General features: G+C 68.1%; 12 protein-coding genes. 6 read left to right on the forward strand and 6 right to left on the reverse strand.

Features of this window, described 5'->3' with window-relative positions:
- The 4 genes from V9K99_RS26645 to V9K99_RS26660 all read right to left on the reverse strand — a co-directional run bounded on the left by V9K99_RS26645 (position 1) and on the right by V9K99_RS26660 (position 7448).
- On the reverse strand, positions 1–2112 hold the full coding sequence (locus V9K99_RS26645) for a hydantoinase/oxoprolinase family protein (protein WP_337324105.1): 2112 nt from the start codon (positions 2110–2112) through the stop codon (positions 1–3).
- 184 nt (positions 2113–2296) lie between these two features.
- On the reverse strand, positions 2297–2503 hold the full coding sequence (locus tag V9K99_RS26650) for a hypothetical protein (RefSeq protein WP_337324104.1): 207 nt from the start codon (positions 2501–2503) through the stop codon (positions 2297–2299).
- Positions 2504–2584: 81 nt separating this feature from the next.
- A complete protein-coding gene (ftsH, locus tag V9K99_RS26655; protein ID WP_337324103.1) occupies positions 2585–4552 on the reverse strand; it encodes an ATP-dependent zinc metalloprotease FtsH in 1968 nt (655 codons plus the stop codon).
- A gap of 109 nt (positions 4553–4661) precedes the next feature.
- Positions 4662–7448: a LuxR C-terminal-related transcriptional regulator gene (locus V9K99_RS26660; protein WP_337324102.1), complete on the reverse strand. Its 2787-nt coding sequence runs from the start codon at positions 7446–7448 to the stop codon at positions 4662–4664.
- Positions 7449–7576: 128 nt separating this feature from the next.
- Here V9K99_RS26660 and V9K99_RS26665 point away from each other — a divergent pair, with 128 nt between their 5' ends.
- Entirely contained in the window at positions 7577–8440 is an 864-nt protein-coding gene (locus tag V9K99_RS26665) for an enoyl-CoA hydratase/isomerase family protein (protein ID WP_337324101.1), read from the forward strand.
- A gap of 111 nt (positions 8441–8551) precedes the next feature.
- Positions 8552–11317 (forward strand): helix-turn-helix transcriptional regulator, encoded by a 2766-nt coding sequence (locus V9K99_RS26670; RefSeq protein WP_337324100.1) that lies wholly within the window; start codon positions 8552–8554, stop codon positions 11315–11317.
- Positions 11318–11321: 4 nt separating this feature from the next.
- On the opposite strand, the gene V9K99_RS26675 is transcribed toward V9K99_RS26670, so the two are convergent.
- Positions 11322–12251 carry an NAD-dependent epimerase/dehydratase family protein gene (locus V9K99_RS26675; RefSeq protein ID WP_337324099.1) on the reverse strand — a complete coding sequence of 310 codons (930 nt, stop codon included), beginning with the start codon at positions 12249–12251 and terminating at the stop codon, positions 11322–11324.
- A 240-nt stretch (positions 12252–12491) separates the two neighbouring features.
- Here V9K99_RS26675 and V9K99_RS26680 point away from each other — a divergent pair, with 240 nt between their 5' ends.
- Entirely contained in the window at positions 12492–13559 is a 1068-nt protein-coding gene (locus tag V9K99_RS26680; RefSeq protein WP_337324098.1) for an alpha/beta fold hydrolase, read from the forward strand.
- Between the two features lie 29 nt (positions 13560–13588).
- Entirely contained in the window at positions 13589–14467 is an 879-nt protein-coding gene (locus V9K99_RS26685; protein ID WP_337324097.1) for a universal stress protein, read from the forward strand.
- On the opposite strand, the gene V9K99_RS26690 is transcribed toward V9K99_RS26685, so the two are convergent.
- Complete coding sequence (locus V9K99_RS26690) at positions 14462–15481, reverse strand: hypothetical protein (protein WP_337324096.1); 1020 nt, start codon at positions 15479–15481, stop codon at positions 14462–14464. The two genes, V9K99_RS26685 and V9K99_RS26690, sit on opposite strands and share 6 nt — an antisense overlap.
- Before the next feature lie 196 nt (positions 15482–15677).
- Between V9K99_RS26690 and V9K99_RS26695 the strand changes: the two genes are divergently transcribed.
- Entirely contained in the window at positions 15678–16874 is a 1197-nt protein-coding gene (locus tag V9K99_RS26695) for an epoxide hydrolase family protein (RefSeq protein WP_337324095.1), read from the forward strand.
- A gap of 88 nt (positions 16875–16962) precedes the next feature.
- Positions 16963–18528: a DUF4139 domain-containing protein gene (locus V9K99_RS26700; protein ID WP_337324094.1), complete on the forward strand. Its 1566-nt coding sequence runs from the start codon at positions 16963–16965 to the stop codon at positions 18526–18528.
- Positions 18529–18534 lie beyond the last annotated feature (6 nt).

Raw genomic sequence — 18534 nt, forward strand, 5'->3', positions numbered from 1 at the left:
TCAGGACCTCTTCTGGGTGTCGATCGTCAGGTTGCCGAGGTGGTCGACCACCCCGGTCATCTCCGGCGGTACGACGACAGTCGTCGTGGGCACTTCGATCACGGCCGGACCGGTGATGACGTGGCCCGCCTTCAGTGCGCGATAGTCGTAGATCGGCGTCTCGACGTACCCGACCCGGGCATCGAGACAGACCTTCCTGGTCGAGTACGACGCCTCGGACGGATCGGATCCTTCGGCATCGGCGAGCTTTGGCAACGTGGGCGAGAACGGCAGCACGCCGGTCCCCCGGACGCGGAAGGTGATCGCCTGGATCCCGGCCGCGCTGAAGCCGGTGCCCTCGCCGTACAACTCGGCGTACCGCTTCTCGAACGACGCGACCGTGTCGGCCATCGTGGTCGCGTCGAGCGGCCCGTTCGGGACCTCGACCGACACCTCGGCCAACTGCGCGGTGTAGCGCAGATCCAGCGACCGCACGCACTCGATCCGCTCGTAACTCAGCCCCTGACGGTCCAGCGCGGACCGCACCTGCTCCTCGAGTACGGCGAAGTTGTCCGCGGCCCGGACCGGATCGAACGGCATCGGCCCGGGATCGGACAGCTCTGATGCCAGTACGACGTCTGACGACGCGAGGCCGTAAGCGGAGAACGCCGATGCGACAGGCCCCAGTGGTACGACGACCTCCCGCACACCGACCTCGGCGGCGTACGAAGCGCAGTACGCCGGCCCGGCACCACCGAACGCGTACAGCACGAACGACCTCGGGTCATGGCCCGCTTCGACGACTGTCTTGCGCAACAGGTCACCGGTCTGGGCGTTCTGGATCGCGTAGATCGCGGCCGCGGCGTCCTCGACGCTCAGGCCGAGCGGACCGGCGATCTTCTCCCGGATCGCCCGCCTGGCCGCATCGACGTTGAGCGCCTTGCGACCACCCAGAAGCCCGGACTCCGGGAGGATGCCGAGCACCAGATTGGCATCGGTGTTGGTGGGCTCAGTGCCTCCCGTGTCGTAACAGGCCGGACCAGGCACCGACTGCGCGCTCCGTGGACCGACCTGGAGGTTGCCGCCGGCATCGATCCAGGCGATCGCGCCGCCGCCCGAACCGATCGCGTGGACCTCGAGCGTCGGCACGTTGACGGGGTGGTGATTGATGATGGTGGTGCTGGCCCGGACCGGTTCGCTGTCCACGATCAGGCCGACGAGGAACGTCGTACCGCCGACATCTGTGGTGATGATGTTGCGGTGGGCAAGCTGCCGGCCCAGCGACACGGCACCGACGACGCCGCCGGTGAGCACCGAGCCGACTGTGCTGATCGCGGTCGAGGGCGCCTCGCTCGCGGCGATCGCACCGCCGTTGCTCTGCATCACCAGCAGCGGACCGGCGAGGCCTTGCGCACGCAGCCGGCCTTCGAGAACTCCCAGGTACTCGCCCAGGCCCGGACCGATCTGCGAACTCATGATCGTCGTCGCGTTGCGGGCGAACTCGCGGATCCGCGGACTCACCTCCGAGCTCAAGGCGACGAACACGTCCGGATCGATCGCGTGGATCAGCTCCCGGATCCGCCGCTCGTGCACCGGATTCTTGAACGACCACAACAGCGACACCGCGACCGAGCGAATCCCTTCCGCGAGCAGGCTGTTCACCGCCGTACCCACGGAATCCTCGTTCAGCGGCACGACGATGTTGCCGTCCCGGTCGATCCGCTCGACCACCTCCAGCGCGTGCCGCTTCGGGATCAGGCCGTGGTTCTTGCTCTGGCCGAGCACGTTCTGCAGTTCGTCCGGTGACGACCCGAGATAGCGGCCCTCGACGTTCATGATGAAGATCGAGTCGCGGTGCCCGACCGTCGTCAGGAACCCGACCGGCGGCACGTTGCCCATCACCAGCGCGTTCAGCGACGACGTCGTACCGTGCGCGACGTGATGCGTCTTTCCGAGCATCTCCTCCACCGGCTCGGCCAACTGCTCGGCCAGCCCGGCAAGCGCCTCCATGACTCCACGCGAGTAGTCATCCGGCGTCGACGGCGCCTTGGCCGCGACAACCGTCCCCGCATCGTCATCCAACACCGCATCCGTGAACGTCCCACCGACATCCACCCCGATGACATAAGCCATGGCGCCCTCTCTCTTCCGCTGAGACCCCCAACGTAGACACAGCCTGACACTCGCGTCAATACTTTGACACTCTTGTCAGCACGGTCTCGGCTGGGTCAGTTGACGAAGAGATCTCTGGGGCGGGCGCCTTCCTACAGATCCGGCGGCCCTTGATGGCCGCCGGATCGCTTGCTGGGTGCTGTGGTCAGCAGCTGCCGATGTCGTGGGTGTGTAGGTGGACGAGGTGGCCCTCGCCGTCGAAGTCGGCGTAGACCTCGGTGAGGACGTGGTTGTGGCAGACGTCGCCGAGGTGCACGCCGCCGATCCCACCCTGATCGTTCGCCATCATCGGGAACCGCAGCTTCGGCCGTTCCTGCTTCACCGCGGTCTCCTCGGTCTCCAGAGTGCTCATGGTTCTTCCCCCTCCTTGTGGTACCGGACATCACCAGCGTGCGCCGTGGTCTTCAGACAGCCTTAAATCCACTGAGGCGAGTCAGGTCTTGGTGTCGTGGGGGATGTTGGCGGCGGCGTAGGCGTCGGCTTCGTCGAGGGTTTCGTGCTGGAGGAGTTGTTCGGCGATGCCGTCGAGGCGGGTGCGGTTCTCGCGGAGGAGTCGGCGGGCCTCTTGATAGCACTCGTCGATGAGGCGTCGTACCTCGTCGTCGACGATGTTCAGCAGAGAGTCCGAGGCCATGGCCCGTGGGTCGCCGTCCGAGGGGAGGACCGAGACCGGGCCGACGGCCGCGGACATCCCCCACCGGCCGACCATCGAGCGGGCGATCCGGGTCGCGGTCTCCAGGTCGCTCTCGGCGCCGGTCGTGACCACGCCGAGGACCTCTTGCTCGGCCGCCATCCCGCCGAGTGCACCGATGATGCGGCCGCGCAGATAGCCGGCGTCGTACCCGTACCGATCCATCTCCGGCGTCGACAGCGTGACGCCGAGCGCGCGTCCACGCGGAATGATCGAGACCTTGCGCACGGGGTCGGCGCCGACCTGGATCATGCCCAGCAGCGCATGACCGCCTTCGTGATAAGCGGTACGACGACGCTCCTCCTCGGGCATGACGACGTTGCGAGCGGCACCGAGTTGGATCTTCTCCAGGGCGTTGGTCAGGTCGTACTGGTGGATCTCCGACCGGCCTTGGCGCGCGGCGGCCAGCGCGGCTTCGTTCAGCAGGTTGGCCAGGTCGGCGCCGGTCGTTCCCGGAGTGGATCGGGCCATCGCGGCGAGGTCGACGTCAGCGGCAAGCGGCTTGCCCCGCGCGTGCACTCGCAGAATGGCTTCGCGGCCCTTCTGATCCGGCGCATGCACAGTGATCGTGCGGTCGAACCGGCCCGGTCGCAGCAGCGCCGGATCCAGTACGTCGGGACGGTTGGTGGCCGCCAGGACGACGACTCCCTCGGTGCCGGAGAAGCCGTCCATCTCGGTCAGGATCTGGTTCAGTGTCTGCTCCCCCTCGTCGTGACCGCCGATCGACCGGGCGCCGCCGCGCGCCCGGCCGATGGTGTCGATCTCGTCGATGAAGATGATCGCCGGCGCCACCTTCCGAGCCTCCTGGAACAGTTCACGCACCCGTCTGGCCCCCACCCCGACGATCGCCTCGATGAACTCCGAGGCGCTGGCCGAGAAGAACGGGACGCCGGCCTCACCCGCGGTGGCCCGGGCGAGCAACGTCTTGCCCGTGCCCGGCGCACCGGCGAGCAGAACGCCCTTCGGCGCCCGCGCGCCCAGCCGGCGGTACTTGTCGGGCTCTTTCAGGTAGTCGGTGATCTCGGTGATCTCGGCCTCGACCTCGTCGATGCCCGCGACGTCGGCGAAGGTCGCCCGGACACTCTCCGGATCGACCGGCTTCTTCTGTCCGCCACCGAGCAGACCGCCGAGCCCTCCCCCGGCCGCGCGTTGCTGGCGCCGGAACAACCAGAGATAGAACCCGACCAGCAGGAGGATCGGCGCGAACGAGATCAGCAGATTCCACAGCGCACCGCGTTCCTGGACCACCGGAGTGGCCCGAACGGTCGTGCCGCTCTTCTCCAGGGCGCCGTACAGATCGTCGTTGGCGAACGTCGGTCGCTCGGTGGTGAACTTCGTGTACGACGTGTCCGTCTTGCCCGGGACGGACGCCGCCTCGTTCAGCCGGCCCTCGATCGTGTCCCCACGGGCGAAGATCTCAGCGACGTTCCCCTTCTCCACCTGCGTGGTGAACTCGGTGTACGCGATCGTCTCCACTCCCCCGGACATCTGGTCCTGCATCGTGGTCAGCAGGAACAGCACCAGGTATCCGCCGACGATCCACCCCACCAGCTTCAGCCAGCGCGGCCGGCGAGGCCGTTCGCCCTTCCCCGTCGGGAGACCTTCGGTACGCCAGGGCGGATCGGCGGATCGCTTCGAGCCATCGGCTCGCTCGTCCCGATTCGCGGCCGGCCGCTCCCGTGGCAGCGGCTCCTGATCCTGGTCACTCATGGTCGGCTCCGTTGGTCGGCATGCTCCCATCGTCCAGCAGAAGCCCCCTCGGTGGACCCAGTCGAGCCCACGGGTCTTGCCACGGGAGACGACAAGCGCCGGACCACCATCAGGACTCCGGGTTGATTCCGCGCAGCGCGTCGGTCAGTTGGCGGCGGGCGGTGAGGTGGAGCTTCGTGAAGACCTTGCGGATGTGCCACTCGACAGTGCGGGGACTGATGAACAGCTCCGAGGCGATCTCGGCGTTGGTCAGGCCGCTCGCCGCGAGGCGAGCGATGTGCAGTTCCTGCGCCGTGAGCTCCTGCTGCGTGTCGACCGTCTGTCTGCGGACTGTCTCGCCGGTGGCATTGAGCTCGCGGCGCGCCCGGCCGGCGAACGCCTCCATCCCCATCGCAGCCATTGCGTCGTACGACGATCGGAGTTGTTCACGTGCTTCCAGCCGGCGACCGGCACGTCGCAGCCATTCGCCGTACAGCAACCGGGCCCGGGCCGACTCGACGCGCAGGTTCGTGCGCTCGAGGCGGTCAACCGCTTCGCGGTAAAGCTCCTCGGTGCGGGGACCGTCGAGTTGAGCCTGCGAACGCGCCGCGACACCCGCAGCCCAGTCCGTTCCGCTCGCCCGGGCTGCCTCGGCCAGTTGCTCGGCGGCATCCGCGGCAGTGTCAGAGTCACCGGTGCGCGCTGCTGCTTCGACGAGTTCGACAAGACTCCAGGACCTGACCACCATCTCCTCGGGGTGAGCGGCGGCCGCACGGGCGGATTCGAGAGCCGCTGGGTACCGGCCATGACTGTTGCTCAGCAACGCGTTCGCCCAGTGGGTGAGGGAGACGCTGAGCCCTTCACCACGCGCCTCAGCGTCACGCCGCGCCGCCGTGAGAAACCGCGTCGTGTGATCGTCACGTCCCTCGAACGCGGCGAGGCCGATGGCGCCGTACGGCGTCATCCTGATCTGCGCGAGCTCGGTCGCGGCCTCCGCCTCCTGGACCAGGGCCGCCGCGGCTTGCAGGTCGCCGGAGAACAGGTCCACGAAGACACGGGAATTGAGCGCCAGCGGCAAAGCGCTCACCGCACCCGAGTCCCGGGCGATCCGCAGGTGCCGGCTGGCCAGTTGATCCCAGGCCCTGCCGTCCCTCAGTTCGATCGCGATCACCGTCGCCAGCCAGAGGAACCGGACCGCCTCCTGGACAGGGATGTCGTCGCTGTCAAACGCCTGAACTGCGGCTCGGAGCGTTGGAGCCGCCGTCTGATAACCGTCGCCGAAGAGCACTGCGAGTGCACGCAGCAGATCATCTCCCCGCCGCGGCGGGGATGGTCTCGGTACGTCGCGCACCATCAAGGCAACTGCCATCGGCCCCGGCTCGGTGGCCAGGTGTCCGGCGAACCAGGCCGCGGTGAACGCGTCGACATAACTCTCCAGAGCCAACTCGACGTCGAGCGGCTCCAATCGGCGAGCGGCACTCACCAGCAACGGGAGAGCTTCGCGGCCCTGATTAGCCGCCAGCCCGATCTGAGCGCGCAGTACGTCGATGCGGGCACGCTGGAGCTCGTCGAGCGGACCGTGTTCGGTCACCGCGAGCAGTTGCGAAGCCGCCTCGAGAGCGCCGGCGTGCATCATGGCCTGGGCCGCATTGAGTCGACGCTGGACGCGGTCCGCGGCGTTGGGCGTCAGCACGGCCGCCCGCTCGAGGAACGCAGCGGCAGCGGCCAGTCCGCCTTGTGCCAGTGCGCGATCCGCTGAGCGTTCGAGCTGCGCCGCGACGGCTTCATCCGGCCCGGTTGCCGCGGCTGCGCGATGCCAGGCCTGCCGATCAGGGTCCGCCTGCTGGTCGGTGGCCTCAGCCAGGGCCTGGTGTGCCGCCTGACGCTCCACTACGGTGGCCGAGCGGTACGCAACCGAACGCACCAACGGATGACGGAACCGAACGGTCTGGCGGAGCTCGATCAGCCCTGCTTGTTCGGCCGAGCGGGCGGCATCGACGCCGATGCCGAGTCGCTGGGCCGCCCGCCACAGCAGGCGGACATCGCCGAGCGGCTCTGCGGCCGCGGTGAGCAGCAAAAGACGCGACTCGTGCGGAAGCGACTCGAGCTCACGACGAAACCCCTCCTCCATCCGGCCGGTCAGGGATCTCTTCCCGATCGTGCTGTCAGGCCCCGGCCCGAAGCTGAGCTCAGCCGCCGTGAACCATCGCGGCAGCTGCAGCAATGCCAGCGGGTTCCCGTGCGCCTCGGCCAGGATGCGCTCTCGCACGCGCTCGTCGAGGTGGCCGCTCACGGCCGATTCCAGCATCTCCCGAGCGTCCGGCGCAGCCAGACCACGCAGTGACAGGCCAGGGAGATCCGCCCAGGTCTTGGCGCTCTCGCCTGCTCTGACCGAGATGACCAAAGCGACAGACTGGACCATCGACTGGGTCGTCAGTCGGCGAGCCACGAACGCGAGCGTCCGAACGGAGGCTTGATCGAGCCACTGTGCATCGTCGACGATGCACACCACCGGGCTGTCCCCGGAACTTTCGGACAGCAATGTCGAGGTGGCGAGCCCGACCAGGAAATGGTCCGGAGGAGTTCCCTCCCGCAGGCCGAACGCCGTTGCCAGAGCGTCCGCCTGCGGCCCTGGCAGTCGATCGAGCAGGTTCAGTACCGGCGTGCACAGCTCATGCAGGCCCGCGAACGCGAGTTCCATCTGCGATTCGACGCCGGCAACGTGCAAGGTGCGACAGTCCGTTGCCGCTGCCTCGACGTACTCCAGCAGGGCGCTCTTGCCGATGCCGGGCGCACCGCGCAGGACGAGAACACCGTGACCGCCCAACCGCACGGATGCGACCAGGCGGTCCAGCACCTCGCACTCGTCGCGCCGACCTCGCAAGGACAGCCGTGGACGGTTGGTTCTCCCGGACACGGCTTTCAGGCTAGACCTGGCCGAAGCACCAGTGCATCGGCCAGTACGTGGTACTGGCGCGATCACGTGCACGGTGAGTGATGGTCGAGTCGTCAGCCCCACGCGGGTCTGGTGATCGGAGACCTTCGATGAACACTCAGCAGTTCCACGTCACCGAGGTCTCGGACGCCTATTGGCGAGCGTCGTTCGGCAACGGACCGGTGAACCTGATCGATCCTGACACGATCGAGCAGCTCAGCGACCTCGTCGCCCGGATCGAGGAGGCTCCCGCGCTCACGGTCGTGGTCTTCGACAGCCTGAACCCGGACTTTTTCATGGCGCACTGGGACATCACTGCCAACCGGTCCCGGGTCGCGGCGATGCGGCCAGGCCCAACCGGTCTGCATCCGTATGTGGACAATCTGATCCGGCTGAGCAAGGTCCCTGCGGTCACCGTCGCGGCCGTCCGGGGCCGGGCCCGTGGCGCCGGCAGCGAGTTCTTGCTGGCGACCGACATCCGGTTCGCTGGCGACAACGCCGTACTCGGTCAGGTGGAGGTCGGCATGGGTGCTGTGCCAGGCGGTGGCGCGATGGCCCGCCTGGCTCGCTTGGTCGGCCGGTCGCGGGCCGCCGAGATCGTCCTCGGTGCGGACGACTTCCCGGCTGCGCTCGCCGAGCGCTACGGCTATGTCAACCGCGTCGTCCCCGACAGCGAGCTCGACGACTTCGTCGATCGATTCGCCCGACGCATCGCCGGCTTCGACAAGACCGCGATCGTCTCCGCCAAAGGATTGCTGGATCTGGCGTCGCTGCCCGCCGACGACGAGTTCGGGCCGGGCATGATCGCGTTCCTCCAGACAGCGTGGCGCCCGGTGAACGCCGCACGGATGCGCTACCTGCTCGAACGCGGCCTGCAGACGCCGAAGGGCGCCGAACTCGACCTCGGCCGGGCAGTCGGTGCGGCCGGGGCGCCACCGAACGGTGTCTACCCGAACAGTCAGGCTTCCGGCTGAGAATCGTTGCCCGCGGCCGGAGTCAGTGCCAGAGTGAAACCTGCGCCAGGCTCCGACGTCGCCCCATGCCGAGGGCCAATCCGCCATGCGGCCTAAGACGATGGGGTGGTCATGACTGTCAGCTCAGGATGGCCGGGCCTCCGTGGACGTCGTTCCGAGTGCGAATCGCTGATCTCACTGCTCACTGCTGCTCGCAACGGACAAAGCCAGGTCATTGTTCTGTCCGGCGAGGCCGGAATCGGCAAGACGGCCCTGCTGCAATACGTGCTGGACAACGCCGACGGGTACGGCGTGAGCCGGGCAGCCGGTGTCGAGTCGGAGATGGAGCTCGCGTTTGCGAGCTTGCACCAGCTGTGTGTTCCCTTTCTCGACCGGCTGGATCGGTTGCCGCTTCCGCAGCGGACGGCACTCGACACCACGTTCGGCCTCGCGTCCGGCCCTCCGCCCGATCGGTTCGTCGTCGGACTCGGCGTACTCAATCTGCTGAGCTCCGCAGCCGAGGAGCAGCCGCTGCTCTGCGTCATCGACGATGCCCAGTGGCTCGACCAGGCATCCGCGCAAACACTGGAGTTCGTCGCCCGTCGGCTGCACGCGGAGCCCGTTGCGATGATCTTCGCTCTCCGTACGACGGATGAACAGCCGATACTGACCGCACTGCCGCAGTTGCCGGTGCCCGGACTGAACAACCGCGATGCCGCGGACCTGCTGGATTCCGTGCTGGCCGGCCGGCTCGATGCCGAGGTCCGGGAGCGCCTGGTGGCCGAGACGCACGGAAACCCGCTCGCACTGCTCGAACTCCCCCGCGAGCTGGCAGGCAGGGCGCCCGACGGCGAGAGCCCAAGCACCAGTCTGGCCAGCCGCCTGGAGGAAGGTTTCCTCCGCAAGCTGGAATCTCTACCGAACCAAGCCCGGCAGCTGATGGTCCTCTCGGCCGCCGACCCGGTGGGAGATATCGACCTGGTACGGCGGGCTGGACAGCGACTCGGGATCGGCGACGACGCGATCTCGGCCGCCGAGGCGACGGGCCTGCTCGAACTGCGTCACAGAGTCGAGTTCAGGCATCCACTCGTGCGGTCGGCCGTCTATCGTGCGGCTGCTCCGGAAGAGCGACGTACCGTCCATCAGGCGCTCGCCGAGGTCACCGATCCGGTCACGGACCCGGACCGGCAGGCCTGGCACCGCGCCCGCGCGGCCGCCGGTCCCGACGAATCAGTCGCGACCGCACTCGAGCAGTCCGCGGACCGTGCCCTCGGCCGCGGTGGACTGACGGCCGCCGCATCATTCCTCGAAGCTGCTGCGACGCTCACACCTGAGGCCGATCACCGAGCTCAGCGATCGCTGGCAGCCGCGCAGGCGAAGGCGACAGCCGGTGCTTTCGACGACGCTCTGTCATTGCTCGCCGAGGCACAGGCCGGACCGCTCGACGAGACACAGAGTGCGCTGGTGGACCTGTTGCAGGCGCAGATCTCGCACTATTCCGAAGGTGGAAACAAAGGGCTTCCACTGCTCCTCGCCGCCGCTGCCCGGCTCGAGCCGCTCGACCCGAAGCTCGCCCGGGAGACCTACCTGGACGCCTTCGCCGCGGCCATGTTCGCCGGCCGGCTCGCGTCCGGTTCCGGCATCGGAATGCGTCAGGTCGCCGAGGCCATCCGTGAGATTCAACTGCCGGCAGTGATCGGCAAGTCCGATGTGATGCTGCGCCGGATCGGGGAGCTCTATACCGACGGCTACACGGCGGCGGCTCCCGGACTGCTCGACACCGTCCGGGCGTTCGGTTCCGACGAGCTCACTCTGGACGAGTCCGTCCGCTTCGCCTGGCTTGCGGCCTGTGCGGCGACAGATCTGTTCGACGACGGCAACTGGGACGTCCTCACCCGAAGGCACTTGGCTGCCATTCGCGAGATCGGCGCGTTGAGCGTGCTGCCGGTCGCGCTCACCAGCCGCATCATCTACGACCTGTACAGCGGCGACCTGGCCGAGGCGGAGGCCTTGGTCGCCGAATGCGCCTGGGTCGCCGAAGTGACCGGCGGGCAGAACACGATGACGCCGTACGGCGAGGTCTGCCTCAACGCCATCCGCGGCGACGCGGGACGGGCAGAACCGCGCTTCCGCAAACTGCTCGACGATGTGACAGCTCGCGGTGAAGGCGTTGGCCTGAACATGATCGGCTGGTTCCAGGCTGTGATGTTCAGTGGCCTGGGCCGCCACGCGGAAGCGTTGACCGCCGCCCAGCTGGCCGCCGCCTCACCTCTCGAACTCGGCCCGCCGAAGTGGGCCCTCGCCGAGCTCGTCGAAGCCGGCGTACACAGCGAGGACACCAAGGAGGCCGCCCAGGCCTTCGAACAGCTGACGTCGTTCACCCAGGCCAGCAGGACCGATGCGGCATTGGGAGTCGAGGCCGGCCGGAGAGCCCTGCTGCACTCGGGCCGCGCCGCCGAAGACTGCTATCGAGAAGAAGCCGAGAGGCTGGCGCGTACGACGCTTCAAGTCGAGCGCGCCCGGGCTCAGCTCCGGTACGGCGAATGGCTGCGACGGGAGGACCGTCGCGGGGACGCACGCACTCAGTTGCGCCTCGCGTTCGAGACGTTCAGCGCCATGGGTCTCGGCGGATTCGCCGAGCGTGCACGCCAAGAACTCGCCGCGACCGGCGAGACCGTTCGCCGGCGAACGGTCGAATCGGCCGGGAACCTCACCGCTCAGGAGACGCACATCGCTCGGCTCGCCGTGGAAGGTCTCACCAACTCCGAGATCGGCGACGCGGTCTTCCTCAGCGCCCGGACGGTGGAATGGCATCTGCGCAAGGTGTACTCCAAGCTCGGCGTCCAGACCCGCCGAGACCTCCGCCAGTCCCTCCCGGAGTCGCCCCACACCGTCTGATCCCTCAGCCGAAGAGTTTTCGGAATCCGTCCCGCCAGGACGGACTGTCGAGGGCGAACCCCAGCTCCGCCTTCGCCTTGGCGTTGCTGGCCGGCGGAAGGTGGTTGCCGTAGTACACGGCCTGGACGCCGATCTGCTGCTCGGCCTCCTCTTCCGAGATACGCCGCGGCGGCGGGGCATCCAGAAGCTCGGCCAGGTACGGCAGCCACTCGGCCTGCGAAGCGGGATCGTCGTCCACGATGTTGTAGACACCAGGGCTGCCGCGGTCGACGGCCTGCAACGTGACCGACGCCGCGTCGTGAACGTGAACGAACGGGTACCGCCCGGCGCCGTCGCCGACGATCGGCAGCTCACCCGCCTTGACCGCCGTGGTGATGTCGCCACCAGGTCCGATCGCAGTGCCCTCGCCGTACAGGAATCCGTACCGAAGAACGACGCCCTCGATACCCGGCGTGTCCAGCACCAGGTTCTCAGCCACGATGTTGGCTTCGACGTGGGTTCCGATCGGCCCCGGAGCTTCCAGGTACGGCGGCGCCGACTCGTCCGTCGTACCTGAGCCGGGTCGGGTCATGAAGCTGGCGCTCTGTGCGACGACCCTCAGAACGCCGGCCTCACGCGCCGCGTTCATCAGTACCTTCGTGCCCTCGCGCCGCAGCCGGTTGGTCACCTCCAGCCAGGTCCCGTAGTCCGGAGCCGGCACCGCGAGCGCAGTCATCAGATTGATGATCACTTGCGGTTGAGCCTCGATGATCACCTGTCCCACCTCGACCTCGTCGAGCCCGTTCATCACGACCGGTCGCGCCCCGAGTCCTTCCACGAGACCAAAGCGGTCACGCCGGCGGGTGCTGACCGTGACCTGGTGGCCGTGGTCGACCAGCGCCTCGACGACGGGCCGGCCGACAACCCCTGTTCCTCCTGCGACGAAGACCCGCATGGCCATCTCCCTTGAGTTCCCAGCTGTGTCCGACTCGTTCATCGTCGATCGTTCGACGGACATCTCGCACCCGGCACAGTCCCTGGTCCCGCCACGGGAGAACACGGGCCGGAACGGTGCGGCCCGTGAACCAGGGAAAGGACCAGTGGCGCTCACTGGCGCAACGGTCGGCGGACGCGAGCAGTGTCGGTGAGGTCGACAGACCACAGCGGATCTGTCCTTTTCGAAGGAGTCCCTCCCATGAGCATCTCTCCCGCAGATCCGCCGCGCCCTTTCTCCCGCCGGGCCTTTGTCGGTACTGCCGCAGCTGCCACCGGGGTGTCATTGTTCGGCGCGGCGTCCACCGCCTCCGCAGCGCCGCAGCGGGCGCGGGACGGCATCGGCTCGGTCTCCACCGCTCCGAAGCTCCCGGCCGGTTTCACCAGGACCTTCAGGAGCCGGTTCGTCGATGCCAACGGCATCCGCCAGCACGTGGTCATCGGCGGTGACGGTCCCCCGCTGCTGCTGGTGCACGGCTGGCCGGAGAACTGGTACGCCTGGCGCTTCCTGATGCCGGCACTGGCTCGCGAGTTCACCGTCATCGCCGTCGACCAGCGCGGTATCGGCCTGACCGAGAAGACCCGAGCCGGGTACGACACCGCCACTCTGGCCGACGATCTCGCCGAACTCATGACCGCACTCGGCCATCAGCGGTTCGCTGTCGTCGGTCACGACACCGGCTACATCATCAGCTACGCGCTGGCCGCCGACCACCGCGACCGCGTCGACCGCCTGGTCGTCGCCGAGATCCCCGGCCCACCAGGACTGGTGGATCCCGAACACGCTCCGCCGCCACTCTTCCTGCCCGAGTTCCTCAACAACAGGCTCTGGCACATCCCGTTCAACCGGGTCAACGACGAGCTGATCGTTGACATGGTCAGAAGCAACGCGGACGCCTACTACCGCTACGAGTTCGCCATCCAGGGCGGCGGGGCGACGCTGCCGGAGTACGCCATCCAGTACTACGTCAGCCTCTACAACCGCGACCGGAACGCCCTGCGCGCCAGCTTCGGTCTCTACCGTGCCTGGGACGCCATCCTGGCGCAGAACGCGGACCGCCAGCAGACGAAGCTGACGATTCCGGTTCTCGGGATCGGTGGAGAGAACAGCTGGGGTGCTGCCGCGGCAGGCGGGATCAAGCCGGCCGCGATCGATGTCCAGACCCTGGTGATTCCCGGGGTCGGCCACTGGGTCGCGGAGCAGGCTCCCGCGCAGATGCTCGCAGCACTGGGCACTTTCCTGGCCCCCTATCGGACGGCCGCCGGCTAAGTCCGCGACCTCTCGAAGGGGAGCCACTCATGCATCGCTTGGGCGCCCTGCCCGAAGGGTCTCGAACAGCCGCCTTTGTCCTGGTCGCCGTCGACAGCCCGGCGAACGGGTTGGACGCCGTGGCCTGGGCAGCAGCCGAGGCGGCGGCTCGGCAGGCAAGGCTCCATATTCTGCATGTCATCCCCTGGAACTCGTTCGCGCTGACCTACGTGGGACCGGGTGACGCCGGCGCTCACGACGCGGCCCAACGGTTGCTCGACACGGCCGCGGAGCGCGCCCGTCAGGTCGCGCCACACGTCGCGGTCACCACTCACATCCATACCGGCGAGCCCTCGCACTCGATCGCGGTCGAGGGTGACGACGCGGACCTGATCGTGCTGGGCCGCGACGCCACCTGCCGCCCACACCAGCGTTGGGGCAGGCCGGTGGCCGTGCAGGTCACCGCCCGGTCCCGGCGGCCCGTCGCAGTCGTTGGCTTCACAGGTACGCCGGTCCCCGGGCGCGGCGCCGGCCGGGTGGTCGCCGTGATGCCGTCTGATCACAATCCCACCGCGGCGTGGGCCGTCCTGGGCGCTGCCTTCAACGCGGCGCACCGACGCGGGATCGGAGTCACCGTGCTGGTCGACGTACCCGAGGCGAACACACCGTCGATCGACGATCTCCTGCAGCAGCACGTGCACGTCTTCGTCGACGTCGATCTGCAGCGACAGCCGTTGACCGGTCCGCGCGGTTCCCTTCTCACGCACGCATCACGGTCCGCGGCCCTCGTCGTGTTCGCCGTACCCGAAAGCCGAGTCGCCCGCTGGCGATCCAGATCCGCCATCGGCCGCCTACTCGAAAACATCCCGGCCCCCATCACCTTCGTCCACCACCGCCCCAGCCCCTTGCTGGTGCGCCGAAACTCATGACCGCAGGACGGTCCGGCGTCTGGCGAGCGCACGAAGGCAGTCGCGGACGGTGCCGGCAAGGATGGCCAGGATCGATGCCGTGGAGATCGTCAGGATCACCCAGGCGACAACCTGCCAGCCGTCGAAGCCGAGGCCGGCGGACCAGCGGATCCCGATGTTGCCCAGCACCGCCAGCGGGAAGGTGAAGACCCAGTGCTGGGAGGTGAACGGCAGGCGCAGGTAGTCGGACAGGAAGAAGAGCTGGATCAGCAGGGTGAACAAGGTGATCCCACCGACCGCGGCTTGCAGCTGGTCGATCTCGCCGTACCTGATCGCGAACCATGCCAGGCTGGCTGTTCCCGGTGGCGAGAGGAGGATCGACAGGACTGGCGTGAAAGGCTGCGGCATCGGCGTACGGAAGAACAGGCGACTGGTGATGACGGCTCCCAGAAGCAGCCAGAAGTACACGCCAACGCCGAACACCCCGACCGCCGCCATCCGGTCGCCCACGGCGGCCAGCCCGATGCTCGCGATGAACGGGCCTGCGACGACCGGGAGGAAATAGCCCGGGTGCACGGCCTCCTCGTCCAACGGTGCGCGCAGCCAGTGCGCCACCAGCGCCGCGGCATTGACCGCGAGCGCGGCCACCGCGACGTAGATCAGCCACCGTGCAGCCTGGCCGAGGCCGGCCGCGTAGTGCGCAACGAGCAGGATCGCGATCACCGGGATGTAGGCAGTCAGCGGGCCGAACAAGGGGTGGCGTAGGTCCACCTTGAACCGGCCCGAATCGTGGCGGATGGCGCTGACCACATAGATGCCGGTGAAGATCGCCCAAACGACGGTGGAGGCTGCGAAGGCCAGATCGGCGGGCGCCGCGGACGCGCGCAGCAGCTGGGCCGAGGCCTCCCACGCACCGCCCAGCCCGGCGAGGCCCAGCGGGATCGAGAACAACGTGATCGGCACGGCCGAAACCCTCGGCTTGCTGTCGGCGGTCGACGCATCCAGCTCTGTAGGAGCAGTACTCGTGGCGTTCATCGTGTCCCCACTCTCGATCGACAGTAAGAGCACGATCGCCGTTGGCACCCTCGCACCGAACCAGGGAAGCACCCTGGCCCTGCCCCTGGCGCACCGTGCAGACCCGGGAGCAGACCAGGGCTTTCCACGGGCGCGCCGTACAGGAGACAAGAGCAGGCTCGGTGGCGTCACCAACCGCATCAGCCCAGGAGGCGTCATGAGCACCACCCTCGACACCACGACCGAAGTCCAGTCGTTCCACATCGAGATTCCGCAGGAGCGGATCGATGACCTGCGCCGCCGTATCACGGCGACGCGCTGGCCGACCAAGGAGCTCGTCAAAGACCGTTCACAGGGCGTGCAGCTTGCGACGCTGCAGGAACTCGCCCGCTACTGGACGAACGAATACGACTGGCGCAAGTGTGAGGCGAGACTGAACGCGCTGCCGCAGTACACCACCGAGATCGACGGAGTCCAGATCCACTTCATCCACGTCAGATCGCGGCACGAGAACGCGTTGCCGCTGATCATGACGCACGGCTGGCCCGGCTCGGTCCTCGAACTGCTCGACACCATCGGTCCGCTCACCGACCCGACCGCGCACGGCGGCGACGCCGAGGACGCGTTCCACGTCGTGTTGCCGTCCTTGCCCGGGTACGGGTTCTCCGGCGAGCCGACCGAGCTCGGCTGGGAGAACGGCCCCATCGCACAGGCCTGGGCGAAGCTGATGGGTCGCCTCGGCTACACGCGCTACGTCGCCCAGGGAGGCGACGTCGGTGCCGCGGTCACGGACGCGATGGGCCGCCAAGGTCCCGACGGGCTGGTCGGAATCCACGTCAACCTGCTCGCGACGGCGTTGGGCATCGTCGATCTGCTGCCGGCCGAGTCCGAGCAGGAACGTGCCGCGCACGCCGCGCTCAAGACGTTCACGACGGAAGGCTTCGGCTACTTCCTGGAGCAGTCCACCCGGCCGCAGACGGTCGGCTACTCCCTGCTGGACTCACCCATCGGGCTGGCGGCCTGGATGCTCGACCACGACACCGACAGCTACTACAAGATGTCCCGCGCGTTCGTCGACGGCGAACCCGTCGGCAACCTCACCCGAGAGAACATTGTCGACAACATCACGCTGTACTGGCTCACGGGCACCGGCGCCTCGGCGGCCCGGTGGTACTGGGAGTTCGGGCAGTTCCTGCACGCGGCGGCCGGCCATACGCCCCCGCCGGTCAAGGTTCCCGTCGGCTTCACCACGTTCCCCGGCGAGATCTGGGCCGCCCCGCGCAGCTGGGTCGAGACGGTCTACCCCGGCCTCGACTACTTCAACCAGGTCGACAAGGGCGGCCACTTCGCCGCCTGGGAGGAGCCCGGCCTCTTCGTCACCGAACTGCGAGCCGCCTTCAGCCAGCTCCGCTGACTCATGGCAGAGACGCCCGACGGGTGCACCGTCGGGCGTCTCCATCGGGAACTCGGGGCGGGTCCTGTCGGGCGGCTAGTGTCGGGTCATGACGCAACTTGTGGTGAATGCTCCGATTGCCGCCGTCACGGTCTATCCGGACCGCGCGCGGATCACTCGTCGCGGCAGGATCACTGTGCCGGCCGGCGATCAGACCGTGTACGTCGAGCCGCTGCCGCTCGCACTGCAGGAGGACTCGGTCCGGGTCGCCGGACGCGGACCGGCGACCGTGCTCGGCGTTGACCTGGCGACGTCGCACCATCCACAGGCCCCGGATGAGACCGTGGCCGAGCTCGAGCGACAACGTCGCGAGGCCGAGGCCGAGGTTGTGGAACTGATCGACGCGGATGATGTCCAGGCCCAGCTCGACGTGTTCCTGGCACAGCTGGCCCGGCGTGGCGGCGGCAGCTTCGCCCGGACGTTGGCCTCCGGCGAAGCAGGCGGCGAGTTGGGCGAGTTCACCGACTCGCTCGTTGCCCGGCTGTCCGCCGTACGGTCGAAGCGGAGGGAGCTGGCCACGCAGCGGCGCGAAGCCGAGGAACGCCTCGCGGCCGCCGACCGCCGGCTTGCCGCGATCGCGCAGCAACGCAAACCCGACCGCCGTTCCGCCGCCGTCGCGTTGGCGCTGGAGTCCGAGGCCGAGGTGGAGATCGAGCTCTCCTACGTCGTGCCCGCCGCCAGCTGGACCAGCGCGTACGACGTTCGTCTCACGGGCGACCAGCTCACGCTGAACTGGTACGGCCTGATCACCCAGCACACCGGTGAAGACTGGCCCGAGTGCGACCTCACGCTGTCGACAGCCCGGCCCACAAAGACCGCGCAGGTACCCGAGCTCGACCCCTGGTACCTCGACCGCTTCCACCCGCCGGTCCCTGTCGCGCCGGCCGGCGTCCAGCGAGGTCGCCAAGACGGGATGGAGGCGTACGCCGGGGCGGTCCAGCCCCAGTCAGCTGCGGCACCGGCCTTCGCGGACCTCGCCGCGACCGTCGAGCAGGGCATCACTGCAGCGACGTACACTCCGCCCCGGCCGGTCGCCGTACCCGCGGATGGCGCCTCGCACCGCGCGACGATCGCCTCGATCGACCTCGACGCCGAGCTGGATTACGTCACCGCGCCGGTCCAGTCAGCCGACGTCCACCTACGGGCCACGGTCGTGAACTCGTCCACCCACACGTTGCCCGCCGGGAAAGCCGCGGTCTTCCACGAGGCGGACTTCGTCGGCTCGGCCGCACTGCCGCTGTGGGCCCCCGGCGAGGACGTCGAACTCGCCCTCGGTCTGGACGACCGGATCCGCGTCGAGCGCAAGCTGGTACGACGTACCGCGACCAAGGCGACCCTCGGATCCACACGCCGCCGCGAAGTCGAGTACGAAACCCGAATCGAGAACCACACCCCCCGCCCAGCCCGCATCACAGTCCTCGACCAACTCCCCGTACCCCGCGACCACGAAATCACCGTCAAACCCATCACCACCACCCCAGAACCAACCAAAACCACCGACCTAGGCGTCATCACCTGGACCCTCGACCTGACCCCCGGCAAAGAGGTCGCGATTAAGCTCGCCTTCCGCGTCGACACCGCCAAATCCGTAAACCTCACCGGCTGGCGCGAGTAACCCAGC

Origin of the sequence: Kribbella sp. CCNWLW201, assembly GCF_037203805.1 — a bacterium.
Classification (GTDB): Bacteria; Actinomycetota; Actinomycetes; order Propionibacteriales; family Kribbellaceae; genus Kribbella.

Bases quoted from the DNA above. Each gene is read 5' to 3' on its own strand.
- V9K99_RS26700 (WP_337324094.1), top strand. From the start codon at position 16,963: ATGACGCAACTTGTGGTGAATGCTCCGATTGCCGCCGTCACGGTCTAT.
- V9K99_RS26685 (WP_337324097.1), top strand. From the start codon at position 13,589: ATGCATCGCTTGGGCGCCCTGCCCGAAGGGTCTCGAACAGCCGCCTTT.
- V9K99_RS26680 (WP_337324098.1), top strand. From the start codon at position 12,492: ATGAGCATCTCTCCCGCAGATCCGCCGCGCCCTTTCTCCCGCCGGGCC.
- V9K99_RS26670 (WP_337324100.1), top strand. From the start codon at position 8,552: ATGACTGTCAGCTCAGGATGGCCGGGCCTCCGTGGACGTCGTTCCGAG.
- ftsH (WP_337324103.1), bottom strand. From the start codon at position 4,552: ATGAGTGACCAGGATCAGGAGCCGCTGCCACGGGAGCGGCCGGCCGCG.
- V9K99_RS26665 (WP_337324101.1), top strand. From the start codon at position 7,577: ATGAACACTCAGCAGTTCCACGTCACCGAGGTCTCGGACGCCTATTGG.
- V9K99_RS26675 (WP_337324099.1), bottom strand. From the start codon at position 12,251: ATGCGGGTCTTCGTCGCAGGAGGAACAGGGGTTGTCGGCCGGCCCGTC.
- V9K99_RS26645 (WP_337324105.1), bottom strand. From the start codon at position 2,112: ATGGCTTATGTCATCGGGGTGGATGTCGGTGGGACGTTCACGGATGCG.
- V9K99_RS26690 (WP_337324096.1), bottom strand. From the start codon at position 15,481: ATGAACGCCACGAGTACTGCTCCTACAGAGCTGGATGCGTCGACCGCC.
- V9K99_RS26650 (WP_337324104.1), bottom strand. From the start codon at position 2,503: ATGAGCACTCTGGAGACCGAGGAGACCGCGGTGAAGCAGGAACGGCCG.
- V9K99_RS26695 (WP_337324095.1), top strand. From the start codon at position 15,678: ATGAGCACCACCCTCGACACCACGACCGAAGTCCAGTCGTTCCACATC.